Source organism: Vibrio genomosp. F6, from assembly GCF_005146325.1.
Classification (GTDB): Bacteria; Pseudomonadota; Gammaproteobacteria; order Enterobacterales; family Vibrionaceae; genus Vibrio; species Vibrio cortegadensis.
Genome location: NZ_SYUT01000019.1, coordinates 151,816 through 168,628 on the forward strand (window position 1 = coordinate 151,816; position 16,813 = coordinate 168,628).

Annotated in this window: 17 protein-coding genes; all 17 read right to left on the minus strand. The window is 44.0% G+C overall.

Features of this window, described 5'->3' with window-relative positions; genetic code table 11:
* Nucleotides 1-226 precede the first annotated feature (226 nt).
* Nucleotides 227-733, minus strand: a complete 507-nt coding sequence (locus FCV43_RS06380; RefSeq protein WP_136994372.1) for a DUF2802 domain-containing protein — start codon at nt 731-733, stop codon at nt 227-229.
* Nucleotides 733-1,227 (minus strand): chemotaxis protein CheW, encoded by a 495-nt coding sequence (locus FCV43_RS06385; protein ID WP_017052481.1) that lies wholly within the window; start codon nt 1,225-1,227, stop codon nt 733-735. The genes FCV43_RS06380 and FCV43_RS06385 overlap by 1 nt, the downstream gene beginning before the upstream one ends.
* Nucleotides 1,228-1,266: 39 nt before the next feature.
* Entirely contained in the window at nt 1,267-2,361 is a 1,095-nt protein-coding gene (locus tag FCV43_RS06390) for a chemotaxis protein CheW (RefSeq protein ID WP_136994374.1), read from the minus strand.
* Nucleotides 2,351-3,130 (minus strand): ParA family protein, encoded by a 780-nt coding sequence (locus FCV43_RS06395; RefSeq protein WP_136994376.1) that lies wholly within the window; start codon nt 3,128-3,130, stop codon nt 2,351-2,353. Before FCV43_RS06395 ends, FCV43_RS06390 begins: the two co-directional genes overlap by 11 nt.
* Nucleotides 3,131-3,141: 11 nt before the next feature.
* Complete coding sequence (locus FCV43_RS06400) at nt 3,142-4,257, minus strand: protein-glutamate methylesterase/protein-glutamine glutaminase (protein ID WP_136994379.1); 1,116 nt, start codon at nt 4,255-4,257, stop codon at nt 3,142-3,144.
* 13 nt (nt 4,258-4,270) lie between these two features.
* A complete protein-coding gene (locus FCV43_RS06405; protein ID WP_136994381.1) occupies nt 4,271-6,517 on the minus strand; it encodes a chemotaxis protein CheA in 2,247 nt (748 codons plus the stop codon).
* A gap of 9 nt (nt 6,518-6,526) precedes the next feature.
* On the minus strand, nt 6,527-7,246 hold the full coding sequence (locus FCV43_RS06410) for a protein phosphatase CheZ (RefSeq protein ID WP_017052486.1): 720 nt from the start codon (nt 7,244-7,246) through the stop codon (nt 6,527-6,529).
* 123 nt (nt 7,247-7,369) lie between these two features.
* Entirely contained in the window at nt 7,370-7,738 is a 369-nt protein-coding gene (gene cheY / locus FCV43_RS06415; protein WP_017052487.1) for a chemotaxis response regulator CheY, read from the minus strand.
* 44 nt (nt 7,739-7,782) lie between these two features.
* Complete coding sequence (locus FCV43_RS06420; RefSeq protein WP_017052488.1) at nt 7,783-8,517, minus strand: RNA polymerase sigma factor FliA; 735 nt, start codon at nt 8,515-8,517, stop codon at nt 7,783-7,785.
* The gene (locus FCV43_RS06425) at nt 8,510-9,397 is read right to left on the minus strand and encodes a MinD/ParA family protein (RefSeq protein WP_017052489.1); all 888 of its coding nucleotides are present in this window, start codon (nt 9,395-9,397) and stop codon (nt 8,510-8,512) included. Before FCV43_RS06425 ends, FCV43_RS06420 begins: the two co-directional genes overlap by 8 nt.
* Nucleotides 9,398-9,411: 14 nt before the next feature.
* Nucleotides 9,412-10,896, minus strand: a complete 1,485-nt coding sequence (gene flhF, locus FCV43_RS06430) for a flagellar biosynthesis protein FlhF (protein WP_136994383.1) — start codon at nt 10,894-10,896, stop codon at nt 9,412-9,414.
* 32 nt (nt 10,897-10,928) lie between these two features.
* Nucleotides 10,929-13,022: a flagellar biosynthesis protein FlhA gene (flhA, locus tag FCV43_RS06435; RefSeq protein ID WP_136994385.1), complete on the minus strand. Its 2,094-nt coding sequence runs from the start codon at nt 13,020-13,022 to the stop codon at nt 10,929-10,931.
* 309 nt (nt 13,023-13,331) lie between these two features.
* Nucleotides 13,332-14,462 (minus strand): flagellar biosynthesis protein FlhB, encoded by a 1,131-nt coding sequence (gene flhB / locus FCV43_RS06440; protein ID WP_017052492.1) that lies wholly within the window; start codon nt 14,460-14,462, stop codon nt 13,332-13,334.
* A gap of 9 nt (nt 14,463-14,471) precedes the next feature.
* Complete coding sequence (gene fliR / locus FCV43_RS06445; protein ID WP_136994387.1) at nt 14,472-15,254, minus strand: flagellar biosynthetic protein FliR; 783 nt, start codon at nt 15,252-15,254, stop codon at nt 14,472-14,474.
* An 8-nt stretch (nt 15,255-15,262) separates the two neighbouring features.
* On the minus strand, nt 15,263-15,532 hold the full coding sequence (gene fliQ, locus FCV43_RS06450; RefSeq protein WP_017052494.1) for a flagellar biosynthesis protein FliQ: 270 nt from the start codon (nt 15,530-15,532) through the stop codon (nt 15,263-15,265).
* A 13-nt stretch (nt 15,533-15,545) separates the two neighbouring features.
* Nucleotides 15,546-16,421, minus strand: a complete 876-nt coding sequence (gene fliP / locus FCV43_RS06455; RefSeq protein WP_113796788.1) for a flagellar type III secretion system pore protein FliP — start codon at nt 16,419-16,421, stop codon at nt 15,546-15,548.
* Entirely contained in the window at nt 16,408-16,809 is a 402-nt protein-coding gene (gene fliO / locus FCV43_RS06460; RefSeq protein WP_017052496.1) for a flagellar biosynthetic protein FliO, read from the minus strand. Before fliO ends, fliP begins: the two co-directional genes overlap by 14 nt.
* Nucleotides 16,810-16,813: the final 4 nt, after the last annotated feature.

Here is a 16,813-nt window from a genome sequence, read left to right on the forward strand (position 1 = left end):
TTCGGCACAAAAACATAACAGTTATCTTAACACAGCAAGCCGAATACAAAACAGGAGTAGACCTTTACGAATCACGAAACTACGTAAGAAACTGTTAATGTTCTATCACAATTTCACAATTAATATTGGATATGGCTAAATTTCCATCCCTCTATTTTGCATTTTATTCCTAAAAACAAAAAAAGAAGCCGAGGCTTCTTTTTTCTTCTTCTGTTTTGTACACCGTTTACCGCCGAACATTTTTAGGCGATTGAGGCGATGCTCGATGTTCACCAGTAGAGCGAGGGGTCCCTCTCAATGGTGGCAATTTCTCTTTTCCTGTAAGCTTATTTTGTAGAGACATCATAAGCTCAGCTTCCGCTTTAGGGATTTCGCACTCTTCAATCAACTCATTGACACTCGCACCTAACTGAACCATTTTACTGGCTCTCGTATACAAACGGCCATCAGTATCAACGTGTTCAAGCTCCACTACTCGCTCATTTAGATGCTTGATAATATCCTGCTGCTCAGTCACTCGTTGACCAAGACCAACCACTACAGATCTCACTTCTAGCAACTGCTTATTGGCTTTTTGAAGCTCTTTCTCAAGGTGCCGTGTTTGCAAGCGAGATGCGTCAAAAAGCTTTTGTGATGCTTGTTTTGTTCGAAACAAGGCAAGCACAAACAGAAGAGCAATTAAAACACCCCCACCAATCAGGAAGGGGATATTTTGTGACAAAACATTAGTCATTATAGGTGAGCCATGTCATCCCATTCTTCATCGGTAAGCAGCTTATCTAGATCAACCAAGATAAGAAGTTTACCGTCACGGTTGCTTACACCTTGAATGAACTTAGCACTTTCATCCGTACCAACACTTGGTGTGGTATCAATTTCTGAAGAACGTAGGTAAACCACTTCAGCAACGCTATCAACTAAGATACCAATCACTTGACGCTCAGATTCGATAACAATAATTCGAGTATTGTCCGTCGTTTCACCTTGCATCAGTCCAAAACGAGAGCGCGTATCAATAACAGTAACTACGTTACCACGAAGATTAATGATACCTAAAACGTAATCTGGAGCGCCCGGTACTGGCGCGATTTCGGTGTAACGCAGTACTTCACGAACTTGCATTACATTAATACCGTATGTTTCTTGTTCTAATTGGAACGTCACCCACTGAAGAACTTCGTCGTTACCTTGTTCTTTTCTTACTTCAACTTCGTTAGCTTGAGACATAGTCAATCCTCTTAATGTCGTTCCCGACTAAAATTTTTATCAATCTAATGCTTTTACATCTAGCCCTGCATTAAGCATAGCTACCATTGCCTCAACATGGATCAAGGCACACATTTTTTCTTTTACCATACCGGCAAGCCAAGGGCGTTTTCCTGCCTGTTCACGCCACCGCACTTTGTCAGTATTTAACAATTCGGTTCCCATGAGTTCTGTACTTGCCAGCCCCCACGAACTTTCACCCAACATCACGATATATTGATAGTTATCTTTATAATCGTCATTGGCTAATTTTTCAGCCATCACCCATTTAGCACTGTCAACGACGTCTAACTGGTGCTCTTTATTCATTTGTAAACCTAAATACCAACTTGGTTTACCAATGATATGGCTAAGTTCCGTTATCCGGTGAATACCACCTAGTTCATCAAGAGGCACAGCAAACGTCACACCATTAACGTCAAAGTATAGTACTTGAAAGTCTTCTGTTCTGCTTGTGGTTTGCCAGTTATCTAATTGATGTCCACCAGCCTGGGTTTCTAACTCACTTTCGGTCGCAACATTGGCACTGTCCGATGTATCAACTTCAGGTTGAGTAGCCTCAATAACGGGGCTTGTCTCTAAGCATTCATCTAATTTTTCAACTTCTTCAGCAATATTTTCAACTGCTTCAGAGGTTGTCTCAGTTTGAACTGAAATATCAACACTAGGCTCTTCTGGAATGTCCCAGCTTTGAATCTCATCAACGACTTCAACACTTGGCTCAACGTCTAGCTTGATATCGTTATTTTGAATCAGAATATCATCTTGAAGCGTTGCGATCTCGACTGTGTTTTGTTCAAGAATACTGTCGATATCAAGCTCACCAACAATATCAGTGGACTCTAATTGACTGAGTAGTTTCTGAACATCTTCAAGGTTTGGTACGTCAAAATCTTCTGTTTGAATCTCAGCGTATGAAAGAGACTGGCTACTTTCAGCCTCATCCTTCAACGGCTGGGTCTTCAGTTCAGGTTCAATATCGAGTTCCGTTATCGGCAAAGAGGGAGAGACTTCAGCCTCTGTATCTTCCCCCAACAACGCACTAAAGTAATCATCTAGAGCTTGTTCACTCGACAGTACATAATCACTGCTCATCAATTGTTAACCTCTCAAGGAAAATCAACAACTGCTTATAAGCAAAAACGCCACGACTACCAGAAGCAAAATGCGAAGCTGGCAATCGCTTCAAACTTGCATCTCTAAATTTAGTATCAATGGGTACCGCCGAGTTCCAAACTTGATCAGGATAGTCCTGCTTAAGCTGTGTCAGTGTTTGCAAAGATGCCCGAGTCCGTTTGTCATACATTGTCGGCACAACGGTAACTTTAAATGGTGTATTACGCGATTTCTGCATAATTGCGAGAGTTCGAACCATGCGCTCTAGCCCTTTCATCGCTAAAAATTCAGTTTGAACCGGAATCAATATCCTATCGCTGGCAGCAAGCGCATTAACCATCATTACACCCAAAATCGGAGGGCAATCTATCAGTACGTAGTCATACTCATTTTCAATCGAAGCTAATGCTCGTTTTAAGATGAGTCCCATACCACCTCTGTTGCCCATGACACGATCTAAAGTTGCCAGTGACATATGTGCGGGAATAATATCGATGCCTTCAACTTCTGTTTTTAAAATTAAAGGCTCAACAGATTGTTTGGTAAACTCTTTAAGTTGAAACAGATCAAACAAACTTGCTGGCACCGCATCAGAGTCAAACCCTAGATAGGTAGTTAAAGATGCGTGAGGATCGGTATCAACAAGTAACACTCGATGGCCTTGCTTACTCAGCAGGCCGGCTAATGTTACTGTTGTGGTTGTTTTCCCAACACCACCTTTTTGGTTTGCTACACTCCAAACAATCATTAATATAATTCCTAGGCTAGGCCAACTTCCACTAGCATACGTTCTGAAATTCGTTCTAAAGGTAGATCTTCTGTTGATATACCAGCTTTAGCGACGGCCTGTGGCATTCCATATACTACACAGCTCTCTTCGTTTTGAGCCCAAATCGTTGCACCCGCAGATTTCAACATTCGCGCGCCTTCACGACCATCAGCACCCATACCAGTGAGAACCATGGATAATACTTTATCGCCATATATTTTCGCCGCAGAGCCAAATGTCACATCCACACAAGGTTTGTAGTTCATGCGTTCACCGCCATCAATAATGCGCAGTTTCGCCGTACCTGGACGTCCATCAATCATCATTTGCTTTCCACCTGGAGCGAGGTAAGCAACGCCAGGTTTCAAGATATCTCCGTCTTCAGCTTCCTTTACTTGTATCTTGCAAAGTGAGTTAAGACGGCTCGCAAAGGCAGCGGTAAATGTCGCTGGCATATGCTGAATTAGAACGATTGGATGTGGGTAATGTGCTGGTAGTTTCGTTAATATTTTCTGTAGCGCAACAGGCCCTCCTGTAGAAGTCCCGATTGCGGTTAGCTGATATTTTTTACCCGACGCTCTAAACTTGCTCGCTACGCTAGACGCAGCAGGACGCGCAGAACGCTCTTGAAGAGTGGTTCTTTGTCCCGCAGTTGATGTTGGAGCCGGAGCTGGTGTTGCTCTCACCGTTTGACGACGCATAAACACGCGTTTCGCGGCAATCTCAATCACACGCTGCTGTAACAGCGAAACGGCATCGTCTCGATTACGAGCAATATCTTCAAACTTTTTAGGTAAGAAATCCAATGCACCGGCATCTAACGCATCTAACGTCGCTTTTGCCCCATCATGGGTAAGCGAAGAGAACATTAAAATCGGTGTCGGGCAAGCAGCCATGATTTGACGGACAGCAGTAATACCATCCATCACCGGCATCTCGATATCCATCGTGATCACATCAGGCTTGAGTCGCTTCGCCTTCTCTACCGCTTCCTTACCATTTACAGCCACATCTATAACTTCTAGGCGTGCATCTGAATTGATGATCTCGCTTACACGACGACGAAAAAAACTCGAATCATCAACGACTAGTACTTTAATCGCCATACCTTTCCTTATCTTAAATTCGTGATGCTGCTGCGTACTGCTTTAACAAATCTGGCACATCAAGAATCAATGCAATGTGGCCATCACTTGTGATTGTCGCACCTGCCATACCTGGCGTACCTTGTAGAAGGTTATCAAGGGGTTTAATCACCACCTCTTCTTGGCCAATTAATGCATCAACAACAAAACCAACTCGCTGACTACCGATTTGGACAATAACAACGTGCCCATGCCCTTTACGTAGTTCTGCCATTCCATCTTTAGGCGCTAACCAGTTTTGCAGATAGAAAAGCGGAATTGATTTTTCACGAACGATAATGGTTAGCTGACCATCAACAACGTTAGTTCTGCTTAAATCTAAGTGGAAAATCTCATTTACAGAAGCCAATGGCAACGCAAATGGATGACCTGCAACACCAACCATCAACGTAGGAAGAATGGCTAAGGTCAGAGGAACTTTGATGGTTATCTTAGTCCCTTTGTTTTTCTCTGAATCAATGTCAATCGAACCGTTTAATGTATTGATGGCTGTTTTTACAACGTCCATACCAACACCACGACCAGAGATATCTGAAATTTTCTCTTTGCTTGAGAAACCAGGAGCAAAAATCAGATTGAAACACTCTTTATCAGATAAACGAGACGCTGCATCTTCGTCCATAATACCGCGCTTAACGGCGATACCACGTAATACATCTGGGTCCATACCACCGCCATCATCAACGATAGCAAGTTCAATATGATCACCTTCTTGTGATGCTGATAAAATTACTTTACCTGTTCGAGGCTTACCGGCTTTCACACGATCTTCCGGCATTTCAACACCGTGATCGACAGAGTTTCTCACTAAGTGAATAAGCGGGTCGGCAAGAGCTTCCACAAGGTTTTTATCTAAATCCGTCTCTTCACCGCGCATTTCTAGCACGATATCTTTCTTCAAGCTTCTTGCTAAGTCACGGACCACGCGAGGGAAACGGCCAAATACTTTCTTAATTGGCTGCATGCGCGTTTTCATCACAGCGCCTTGCAAGTCAGCAGTAACAACATCTAGATTCGAGACAGCTTTAGCCATCTCTTCATCGTTACTATTTAAGCCTAAACTCACCAAACGGTTACGGACTAATACTAACTCACCGACCATATTCATAATGGTGTCTAATGTTGACGTATCAACACGAACGGTCGCTTCAGCCTGTGGTTTCTTTTGTCCTCCCTTGGCAGGAGTTTTTGCTGCTTGTTCTTTCGCTACTGCCGTAGGAGCCGATTTTGCTGGCGCTGCTACTTTTGGTTCTGCTGGCTTAGGAGCTGGAGCCGCTGCAGGCGCTTGTGGTGCAACATTCTCAATCGCAGGCTTCGTTGCCGCTTCCAATTCTTCAGCTGTCGGGCCATTACCTGAACCGTGCAGTTGGTCAAGAAGGTTTTCAAACTCTTCATCTGACATTAAGTCATCTGCATTACTGAAGCTTGATGTTGCCACCGGAGCTGGTGTTGGCGCTGGCGGAGGTGTAACAGGAGCTGCACTTTCCGACGCGGCAGAAGGACTTTGTCCAGCACCATGTAATTCATCTAGTAACTTTTCAAATTCATCGTCAGTAATATCACCATCAGATGCTAACACTGAAGCGGTCGAACTTGGGGCCGAGGCAACTGGAGCTGAAGCTATTGGCGAAGAAGTGACTGGTGCAGAAGGTGTAGCCGCACTTGGTGCTGTACCTTTCCCATGTAATTCATCAAGTAACTTTTCAAATTCATCTTGAGAGATTTCATCCAGGGAGCTAGAAATCGTAGAACTTTCAGCAGGAGCTTTAACAACTTCAGGCTCTTTTACTGGTTCAACAACTTCAGCTTCAGCAGGAGCAGCATCTTCAGATTCAGGTCGGCATAAACGGTGTAACTCATCGAGTAGAGCTTGATCCGCAGGTTCAGGTTTTTCGCGATCCTGAACAGCACTAAATTGAATGTTGATGGTATCCAATGCTCGAAGCATCGTATCCATTAATCCAGCAGTTACGCTTCTTTGGCCGTTACGCAAAATATCAAACACATTCTCAGCACCATGACATGTGTCAACCAGTTCTGAAAGTGCCAAAAAGCCTGCTCCACCTTTTACAGTGTGGAACCCGCGGAAGATTGCATTAAGTAAATCTCTATCGTCAGGGTTATTTTCAAGCTCTACTAACTGCTCAGATAGGAGCTCAATTATTTCCCCGGCTTCTACTAAAAAGTCCTGAAGAATATCTTCGTCTAACTCGTAGCTCATACGTTTCCCTTAAAATCCAAGACTGGATAATAAATCATCAACATCATCTTGTGATGCGACTGCATCTTCACGCTCTTCAGGGTTCAATATTGGCCCTTCAGCTTCTGTTGATGATTTCTTCTCTTTATTAGGTTCTTCTGTTGTTGGACTCGTACCAAATACCGTCAATATTTCAACAAGTCTTCCTTCGACTTCAGCAACAAGCGTAATCACTCTGCGAATGATCTGCCCAGTAAGATCTTGGAAGTCTTGTGCCATCAAGATCTCGGTGAGTTGCCCGCGTAATTCAGTACTGTCACCTTCAACTTGAACGAGCAAAGAATCAATGCGGTGGCATAGAGCTTTAAACTCGCTTAACTCTATTCGCCCATGCATCAATTCGTTCCATTGCGGCCTTACCTGAACAAGACATTCATGAAGATTATCTGCAATAGGTAAGCAACGATCAACGGCGTCCATTGTTTTATTCGCAGCTACTTCAGTTTTATCAATGACATATTGAAGGCGATCCCTTGCATCAGGAATTTCGTCATTGGCAATTTCACTCATTCTCTCATCAAGGTTGAATTGAGTTAATGAGCTATGAAGATCACGAGTCAGTGAACCTATTTGTTGCAGCATTAAGTTATCACTGCCTTCATAGATATTTTTGACAAGAAGGTTCGCTTCTTGCTGCTCGTCATTTTCAAGCAACTGAACGAGTTGCTTCGCTTGTTCTAATGAAATCATCCGGGCCTAGCCTTTATAAACTCAACGTTCGTATTAATAAGTCACTTAGTCTAATGTCGCTCTTTTTATATTTGGCGATCACTAAATAGACAAAAACCAAGTGCAGACATTACGTATTCTGGCTTATAAGCGTTCGAATATTTTGTCGAGTTTTTCTTTCAGCGTTGCTGCGGTAAATGGCTTAACAATATAACCGTTTACACCAGCTTGAGCCGCTTCAATAATTTGTTCACGTTTCGCTTCAGCCGTAATCATCAATACAGGCAAATGCTTAAGCTCAGCATCTGCACGGATGTTTTTCAGCAAATCAATACCTTGCATTCCCGGCATATTCCAGTCGGTTACAACAAAGTCAAAATCACCTTTCTTGAGCATCGGCAATGCTGTTAATCCATCATCAGCTTCTTGTGTGTTATTAAAACCTAGGTCTCTTAGTAGGTTTTTTACAATACGGCGCATCGTTGAAAAGTCATCAACAATGAGGATTTTCATGTTTTTGTTCAAAATTGCCTCCACTGAACTCGAAATCAGTGTTGTTAGTCGTTTTGTGTCCACGCACTTAATTTAGTACGTAAACGCTGCATTGATTGGCTTAATATTTGGCTGACACGAGATTCGCTGACACCTAAAACTTCACCAATTTCTTTTAAGTTTAACTCTTCATCATAGTAGAGCGAAAGTACTAATGCCTCACGCTCAGGAAGTTGTTTGATCGAATCAACTAGAGCGACTCTAAAATTCTCATCTGCAACCCCCTGAAATGGTGCATTATCTTTATCATCTTCATTAGGTGATAAAGCATCATCAGATACACCGAGATCTTCAATGCCTACAATTCTTGAGCTGTTTATATCAGTTAGCGCACTATGATACTGCTCTAGGGATAACCCCATATGTTTTGCCACTTCTGCATCAGATGGGTCTCTATTTAGTATCCCCTCTAATTCTGATATCGCTTGAGTAATTTCTCGATTGTTTCGATGAACAGAACGAGGAACCCAATCCCCTTTGCGAATATCATCAAGCATAGCACCGCGGATCCTGATGCCAGCATAAGTTTCAAAACTTGCGCCTTTGGACCCATCGTAGTTCTTCTGAGCTTCAAGCAGACCAATCATGCCTGCTTGAATGAGGTCTTCGACCAATACATTCGGTGGCAAACGACCGAGCAGATGATGAGCGATACGTTTAACCAACACCGAGTATTTCTCTATAAAAGCCTGGGGGCTACTTAGATTTGCATGTTGGTCGTAAGTAAGCGCCTTATTCACCAAATGGTTCCTCTGAAATTTCTGGGCGATTTAGTAGCCGTTCGACAAAAAACTCTAAATGACCACTCGGGGTCTTAGGAATAGGCCATGTTAAGGCTTTATTCGCTAGCGAACTAATAGCAAGAGCTGCTGGAGAGCGTGGAAATGCGTCTACAACAATTTTTTGTCTCTTAACTGCTTGTCGTACTTTATCATCTAAAGGAATACATGCGACAAGTTCAAGGCTTACATTTAGAAATCTCTCTGTGACCAATGTCAATTTTGCAAATAATTCTCGCCCTTCTCGATAACTTCTGACCATATTTGCAACAACTTTAAAGCGTTGCACTTGGTGTTCACGGCTAAGTAATTTGATCAGAGCATATGCATCTGTTATCGATGTTGGTTCATCACAAACCACAACCACGACATCCTGAGCTGCGCGAGAAAAGCTCACGACCATGTCAGAGATGCCAGCTGCGGTGTCGATTAATAGCACATCCATGTCATCTTCTAAGCTACCAAACGCTCGGATTAAACCGACATGCTGCGCATGAGAAAGCTCAGTCATGCTTTGAGTGCCTGAAGTCGCAGGGATAATTTTCACCCCGTGAGGCCCTTCAACAATGGCATCTTTGAGCTCACATTCTCCGGCTAGGACATGCCCTAAGTTACGCTTAGTTCTAATTCCTAGCATAACATCGACATTGGCGAGCCCTAAATCGGCATCTAAAACGGTCACTTTCTTACCCTGTCTAGCCATACAAATAGCCAAACCAAGAGTTACGTTTGATTTCCCTACACCGCCTTTGCCACCAGTAACCGAAATCACTTTAGTCAATGAAGGTTGGGTTAAGCGACGGAGGCCGCTTGCTTGATCATATATCATATTATCAGTCATATTTATCCGCCGCCCTAGAATTCTTCCGAATCACTGTTCCAGTAGTGTGGTTCATTCTCTGTCGACTTCTCTAGTAACTCATTCGCTTTAGCTATCATGTATTTAGGCTGAGCGATGACGATGTCTTCGGGTACGCGTTGTCCATTTGCAATATACGCAATGGGTAACGCATTTTGAACAACTACGCTAATAAATTCCCCCAAACTTAATGACTCATCAAGCTTGGTCAAAATGCATCCCGAAAGTGGGATACGTCTAAAGTGTTCGATTGTTTCTTGTAGTACTTTTCGCTGAGCGGTCGCGGGTAACACCAAGTAACTGTGTATGACTTCACCACTCTCTTGCATCAGTGTGTCTAACTGTTCTGATAGACGTACATCACGCTGACCCATACCTGCGGTATCGACCAAAATCAGACGTCGATTCCGTAACTGATATATTACATCGGCTAACTCACTGGAATCTTTAGCAACTCTTACTGGACAACCCATAATTCTGCCATAAATCGACAGTTGTTCATGAGCACCGATACGGTAAGTATCCGTTGTAACCAATGCAACGTTGTCTGCGCCGTACTCCATTGCAGCTCTTGCGGCAAGTTTTGCTACAGTTGTGGTTTTCCCCACTCCTGTAGGGCCGAGTAGAGCCACGATGCCACCACGCTTCAAGATATCTTGCTTAGTGACGGAAATTTGGTCTGACACTAATGCTAGCAAGGCTTTCCAAGCTCGGGCAGGTGGCGTGTCTTCAGGAATGTAGCATGCCATTTGATCGGCGAACTCTGAAGAAACACCCATCCGCTCTAGTCTTTTTATCAGCATAGCTCTGAGTGGTTCCCGACGCTCAACTTCTTGCCACATAAGGCCAGAAACTTGATGTTCAAGCAGGCGACGTATTGAGGTCATCTCCTCGCGCATCGACTCCATATCTTTTTCTGATGTGGGCGGTGATTGAGGCTCGCGATGACGATCGTAGCGGGTAGGATCGAGTTTTGGTTTTGGCCTTTCGACACGGCGATCTTCGGCAATTAATTTTGCCAAGCCCGATTCTTGCTGGTATCGACTACCGGAATTGGACTCCCCTCGCCCATTATTCTGACGATTGAGCAGAGCGGACAATGAATCTTCGTTTTCAGCGCGATGTTCACTCTCTTCATCCGCTCCAGCACTATACTGTTTCAGCATATTCGCAAAACGTTTAGTCATAGACGAGCCATTGCCCGCTGCTGGGTTCGATTGTAAGCTCACCCGATCATCATCTAACTGACGCTTCGTTTTTGGCTGTACTTGAGGAGAAACTTGTGTGTATTCATTTCGTGATGGTTTAGGACTCACGCTGCGTTGTGCCGTGCCATTTGGCTCGCCATCAATTGCCGCAACAATTTCTACCCCACCAGCGACTTTTTTGTTAGACATGATCACTGCTTCAGCGCCAAGTTCTTCTTTAACTTGGAGCAGAGCAGAGCGCATATCTTTGGCAAAAAATCGTTTAATTTTCAAAGCAATTGTCCATATTTAGGGTATACCACGAGCTAGTTTCCAACCGCTTGTACAATTCGGATCTGTTTCTCATCTGGAATTTCTTGATAAGACAGCACCCTTAAATTCGGTATGGTATTTTTGACAAACTTAGCCAGAGTAGAGCGTAATACTCCAGATGTGAGTAGAACTGAAGGCTCGCCTTTTAATTCTTGTTCTTGTGTCGCCTGACTCAAAGACATCTGTAATCGTTCTGCTAAACCAGGCTCAATACCTGCTGATTCACCACCTGACGACTGCATTGTTTGATGCAATAATTGTTCCAGTTCCGGAATTAATGTAATTACTGGCAACTCAGGCTCTATACCATTGATTTCTTGAACAATTAGTCGTTTCAGTGAGATACGAACCGCCGCAGTAAGAATGTCAGGTTCTTGACTCTTGCCCGCATACTCGGACAAGGTTTGAACAATTGTACGGATATCTCGAATTGGTATCGCCTCGTTGAGCAAGTTTTGTAGCACTTTAACCACGGTTCCTAACTGAATGAGTTCAGGTACAAACCCTTCAACTAATTTAGGTGCAGATCGACCGAGCATCTCTAACAAGTTCTGAACTTCTTCGTGGCCGAGCAACTGAGATGCGTTATTCGTCAGCAGTTGACTTAGATGCGTCGCCAAAACGGTGGAAGAGTCTACCACTGTGTAGCCTAGTGCCTGAGCATGTTCTCGCTGTTCAACTCGGATCCAAGTCGCTTCAAGCCCAAACGCAGGGTCGATGGTTGGCTCACCATCAATCATTCCATAAACTTGCCCCGGGTTAATCGCAAGTTCTAAGTCAGGTCGAATTTCCGCCTCCCCGACAGCGACTCCCATTAATGTTATGCGATAGCTATTTGGGGTGAGCTCTAAGTTATCTCGAATATGAACAGCAGGGATAAGAAAGCCAAAGTCTTGAGAAAGCTTCTTACGAACCCCTTTCACTCGCTCTAACAGCTCCCCACCCTGATCTCTATCAACCAAAGGGATTAAGCGGTAGCCCACTTCTAGGCCGATAATATCAACGGGTTGTACATCATCCCATGAGAGTTCTTTCTGAGCAGGAGCCTCACCTGTTGGTGTCACTGGTAGCTTAGGCTCTTTCTCCGCTTTCTTTGCTTTCTTATCAATGAAATAAGCGCCTCCTCCTGCTACAGCAGCAAGGAATAAGAACGAGAAATGTGGCATTCCCGGTACGATACCCATCACACCTAAAATACCCGCGGTAATCATTAAAGCCTTAGGGTTATCAAACAGTTGAAATACTAACTGTTGCCCCATGTCTTCATCCGTATTTTGACGAGTTACCATCATGGCTGCGCCAATGGATAGCAATAGGGACGGTATTTGTGCTACCAAGCCATCACCAATGGTCAATAGCGTATAGATTTCAATCGCTTCAACGAAACCTAAATCGTACTGCACCATTCCAATACTTAATCCACCAATAATGTTAATGAACAGGATTAAAATACCGGCGATCGCATCACCTTTTACAAATTTTGACGCACCATCCATTGAACCGTAAAAGTCCGCTTCTTTGGTTACTTCGAAACGACGTAAGCGAGCTTGGTCCTGATCGATCAACCCGGCATTCAAGTCCGCGTCGATAGCCATTTGCTTACCTGGTAAAGCATCAAGAGTAAAGCGGGCACTTACTTCCGAGATACGTCCTGCACCTTTTGTCACAACCATAAAGTTAATGATCATCAAGATAAGGAATACCACAAGACCAACGGCATAGTTACCGCCAATAACAACATTACCAAACGCTTCGATAACGTTACCAGCGGCGCCGGAGCCTTCATGCCCGTAAAGTAATACGACACGAGTTGAAGCAACGTTAAGTGCCAGCCTTAGCAATGTGGCAATCAATAGAACCGTTGGGAAGGCCGCAAAATCTAGCGGGCGGCGAGTATAGATAGTCACCAATAATACGACCATTGCAAGGGCGATATTAAAGGTAAAAAACATATCCAGTAGAAAAGCTGGAATAGGCAAAACAACCATCGCTAGCGTCGCTAGCACCATAACCGGTGCGCCTATCGCAGGCATCGCACGGTTTGGTATTGAAGGCAATTTATCCGCAAATGGTAGGGTAAATTTCATATAAAAATTGGTTATCTATCTCGGCGTAAGAACACGTCATTTAAACAGTTTTTGGCACTAATTTCACTGACTAAGCAATTATCAGTCCAAGGTATTTGTCAAAATTATGGCAACTATCTCTAAATCCTCACCATCGACTTGAATTTGCTCGCTTGAAAATCAGCTTGTCAGTTACTCATTTCTCAAAGAACACTAGCTCTTAATTAGTCAGTCTCTGTATAACTATAGCGCGTTAATAGTCCTTTCGTTTAGTTGGTCGCTATTTGCTTCAATATTAAATCAGCGATAGAACTTAATCCGCATTCACCGTTAATGTCGAAGTTCTGGAGGGATCGTAATATTTTTAGGGTCGAGCTTCGGTCGCTGCCCACCACGTTTACGGTACTGCTTTAGTTGGAAGACATAAGCAAGGATCTGCGCAACTGCGGTAAAGAGACCATCTGGGATTTCTTGTTCTAGCTCTGTGGTGTGGTAAAGCGCACGGGCAAGGGGCGGAGCTGGGATAATATAAATATCGTGCTCGCGAGCTACTTCTCGTATCTTCATTGCCATATGGTCAACCCCTTTCGCGACCACGACGGGCGTTCTATCTTTGTCTTGTTTATAGCGTAATGCTACTGAGAAGTGCTCTGGGTTGGTTACGATGACATCCGCATCGGGAATATCTGCCATCATACGACGCTGTGCTGCCTCTCTCTGCAACATCCGGATCCGCCCTTTTACTTCAGGCTTACCTTCGGTGTCCTTATACTCATCTTTGACTTCTTGCTTAGTCATTTTCAGTTGATCAGCGTGTTGCCATATTTGAAAAGGAATATCGATGGCGACGACAATCAACAATGAACAACTAATAAGCAGAACAAAGTTCAATAGAATATCAAGGGCGTGGAATATATTTTGTGGATAGACGTCCATGCTCAATTGCATTAGATCAGCTTGTGATTTTTGGATCAGATAAACAGCTACACCTGACACTAATCCAACTTTGAGTATCGATTTAACCAGCTCTACCCAACTTTGCATTCCGACCATGCGCTTAAGACCGCTCATCGGGTTCATTTTTGATGCTTTAGGCATGGCCGCTTCAACAGAAAAACTGACACCGCCAACACCCGCAGCTCCAATTATTGCGGCGACAAACAAGATAAATATGATGAGCAGAAGTGGAAATATCAACCCTCCGACCGCTCCTGCTGCTATTTCGAGGAGCTTAGAGGCATTGAAAATCTCTTCACGGCTAAGTGTGAACATTCTACCCATCGCTTCGAAGAGAGCTTTCGCTAGCCCATCTCCGAACCACATGAGAGATATCGCCCCAACGATAAGGACTGATGCTGACGCTAATTCTTTTGACCTTGCAACCTGCCCTTTCTCTTTTGCCTGTTGCAAGCGTTTGGGCGTGGCGTCTTCTGTACGTTCTTGACCATCGGATTCTGACAAATCGGCCCCCTAACAGTTCAACCGGATCAGGCGGCAAATTTGTTGCTCACCCTCCATCCAGAATAGTTCATAGTGGCTAAACAAGCCGCCAAGAATGTACCAACAGAGCATTAAACCAACCAGCAATGCGAAGGCAAAACCCAAAGAGAAAATGTTTAACTGAGGAGCGGCACGCGTCATTACGCCAAATGAGAGGTTGATGGTCAGCAGTGCGATAATGCCTGACAGAGACATGCTCAGTGCCGTTTTGAACATGATGCCGAGCCACAACGCTAACTCTCTAAAATCAACCGTCGTCAACGAACCGGAACCAATCGGCAATGTTGTAAAGCTGAAAATAACTAATTGAAGCATCTTTAAATGCCCATTAGTTGAGAGGAAGAACATGGTCGCTAAAAACATAAATAACTGACCAAGTACTGGCGTATTTTGCCCGTTCGCAGGGTCAACCATAGAGGCGAAACCCAAACTCGATTGCATACCCAATATTTGACCAAGCATAACAAATGTCTGAATCATAAATTGAGTCACCATCCCCATGGCAACACCGATAATCAACTGTTCGAGAACCGTGATAAACCCTTTAAATGAGAGCAGTTCGATATTGGTTGGTACAGCAGGTATTGCAGGCATCACAGCTAAGGTGATCGCTAACCCCAAATAGAGGCGTATTCTAGGCGAAACAAACCTTGCCCCTGTCACCGTCATTACCATTAACATGGCAGATATTCGGGTATAGGGCCAAAAGTAGTTGGCTAGCCAATCTAATACAACCGCTGTGGGGTATTCCATCGTCGTTCCTAGTAAAGAACTTGTGGTAATCGTTCGACGATACTAAAAAAGAACTCCATCATCATCTGTGTCATCCAGTGTGCGAATAGCATCAACGATAATAAGGTCACAATCAAACGGGGTAAGAAACTCAGTGTTTGTTCGTTAATTGACGTGGCGGCTTGGAAAATCGCCACCACTAAACCGATCATCAAACTCGGTATGATGATCGCACACACCATGATCAGAACCATCCACAGTGCGTCTCTAAAGAGTTCGACAAACATTTCAGGAGTCATAGGTTACTCCTCGTCACAATGCAAAGCTGCTGGCTAAGGTGGATAAAATAAGGTTCCAACCATCAACCAATACAAACAACATGAGTTTAAAGGGCAAAGAGACAATCATCGGAGATAGCATCATCATACCCATTGCCATCAAAATGGAGGCCACTACCAAATCGATAATCAAGAATGGTAAGAACAGCATAAACCCTATTTGGAAAGCCGTTTTTAACTCGGAAGTAATGAACGCCGGAATCAACACTGCTAACGAGACATCTTCAGGGTTTCTCACTTCTGCCCCAGATATCTCAACAAACGTCTCCAGATCTTTTACTCTGGTTTGTTTCAGCATGAAAGTTTTCATCGGTTCTTGTGCGGCATCAAAGGCTGCACGAGCGGTTATCTGTTCATTTAAATAGGGTTGAATCGCCTGCTCGTTCACTTGATCAAGTACTGGGGACATAATAAAGAATGTTAAAAAGATCGAAATCCCAATAATGACTTGATTTGAAGGTGTTTGCTGTAGGCCCATCGCCTGCCGCAGAATAGACATGACCACCACAATACGCGTGAATGAGGTCATCAAAATCACCATCGCAGGCAAGAAGCCTAGCATGGTCATTAAGGCTAAAATTTGTAAGTTTACCGAATAATCCTCACTTCCATCGGGATTACTGGTCATGGTAAAGGCTGGAATACCTGCGCCATTTACGCTACTCATTGAGCTGCGTGATGCTCCTTGCTCTTTCTCCATCGCAGAGACAGTCACACTTTCTGAGGTCGCAGCTGAATTAGGAAGAACCGTTTCAAGCTCTTCTTGGGCAAGTGAGAATGGAGAGAGTAGCAATGCACCGAGGATCGCCACGTATACCAATAGGGTATTCAACGCGCTATTTCTTTTCATTTTTTGTTAATAGCTGGCTTAGCTGATTTGAAAACTGGCTTTTCTCCAGCTCCTCCTGTTTTATAGGGGTATCTAGTTTCGAAATTAGCTGGATCGATTGAGACGTAATCCCCACTAAAAACTGCTCTTCTCCGGCCTGCACCACTGCGATTCTTTCTTTCGTCCCCACTGCAATTTGGCGAACAATACTTAAATCTTTTTGGTTAATCAGCGAAGGCACTTTCATGCGTTTCAGCATAAAGGCGAGAAAAAAGATAAAGGCAAGAACCAACAAAAGCGACCCAAATGTGGTCGCTAAATCCAGTTGAGTTGGTGGCGCTGCCATCGCTTGGCTAGAAAACAGCCCACAGCTCACCAACAAATATTGAACACCTAACTTACGTGGCATTAAT

Bases quoted from the DNA above. Each gene is read 5' to 3' on its own strand.
- FCV43_RS06380 (WP_136994372.1), bottom strand. From the start codon at position 733: ATGACTAATGTTTTGTCACAAAATATCCCCTTCCTGATTGGTGGGGGT.
- FCV43_RS06385 (WP_017052481.1), bottom strand. From the start codon at position 1,227: ATGTCTCAAGCTAACGAAGTTGAAGTAAGAAAAGAACAAGGTAACGAC.
- FCV43_RS06390 (WP_136994374.1), bottom strand. From the start codon at position 2,361: ATGAGCAGTGATTATGTACTGTCGAGTGAACAAGCTCTAGATGATTAC.
- FCV43_RS06395 (WP_136994376.1), bottom strand. From the start codon at position 3,130: ATGATTGTTTGGAGTGTAGCAAACCAAAAAGGTGGTGTTGGGAAAACA.
- FCV43_RS06400 (WP_136994379.1), bottom strand. From the start codon at position 4,257: ATGGCGATTAAAGTACTAGTCGTTGATGATTCGAGTTTTTTTCGTCGT.
- FCV43_RS06405 (WP_136994381.1), bottom strand. From the start codon at position 6,517: ATGAGCTACGAGTTAGACGAAGATATTCTTCAGGACTTTTTAGTAGAA.
- FCV43_RS06410 (WP_017052486.1), bottom strand. From the start codon at position 7,246: ATGATTTCATTAGAACAAGCGAAGCAACTCGTTCAGTTGCTTGAAAAT.
- cheY (WP_017052487.1), bottom strand. From the start codon at position 7,738: ATGAAAATCCTCATTGTTGATGACTTTTCAACGATGCGCCGTATTGTA.
- FCV43_RS06425 (WP_017052489.1), bottom strand. From the start codon at position 9,397: ATGACTGATAATATGATATATGATCAAGCAAGCGGCCTCCGTCGCTTA.
- flhA (WP_136994385.1), bottom strand. From the start codon at position 13,022: ATGAAATTTACCCTACCATTTGCGGATAAATTGCCTTCAATACCAAAC.
- fliR (WP_136994387.1), bottom strand. From the start codon at position 15,254: ATGGAATACCCCACAGCGGTTGTATTAGATTGGCTAGCCAACTACTTT.
- fliQ (WP_017052494.1), bottom strand. From the start codon at position 15,532: ATGACTCCTGAAATGTTTGTCGAACTCTTTAGAGACGCACTGTGGATG.
- fliP (WP_113796788.1), bottom strand. From the start codon at position 16,421: ATGAAAAGAAATAGCGCGTTGAATACCCTATTGGTATACGTGGCGATC.
- fliO (WP_017052496.1), bottom strand. From the start codon at position 16,809: ATGCCACGTAAGTTAGGTGTTCAATATTTGTTGGTGAGCTGTGGGCTG.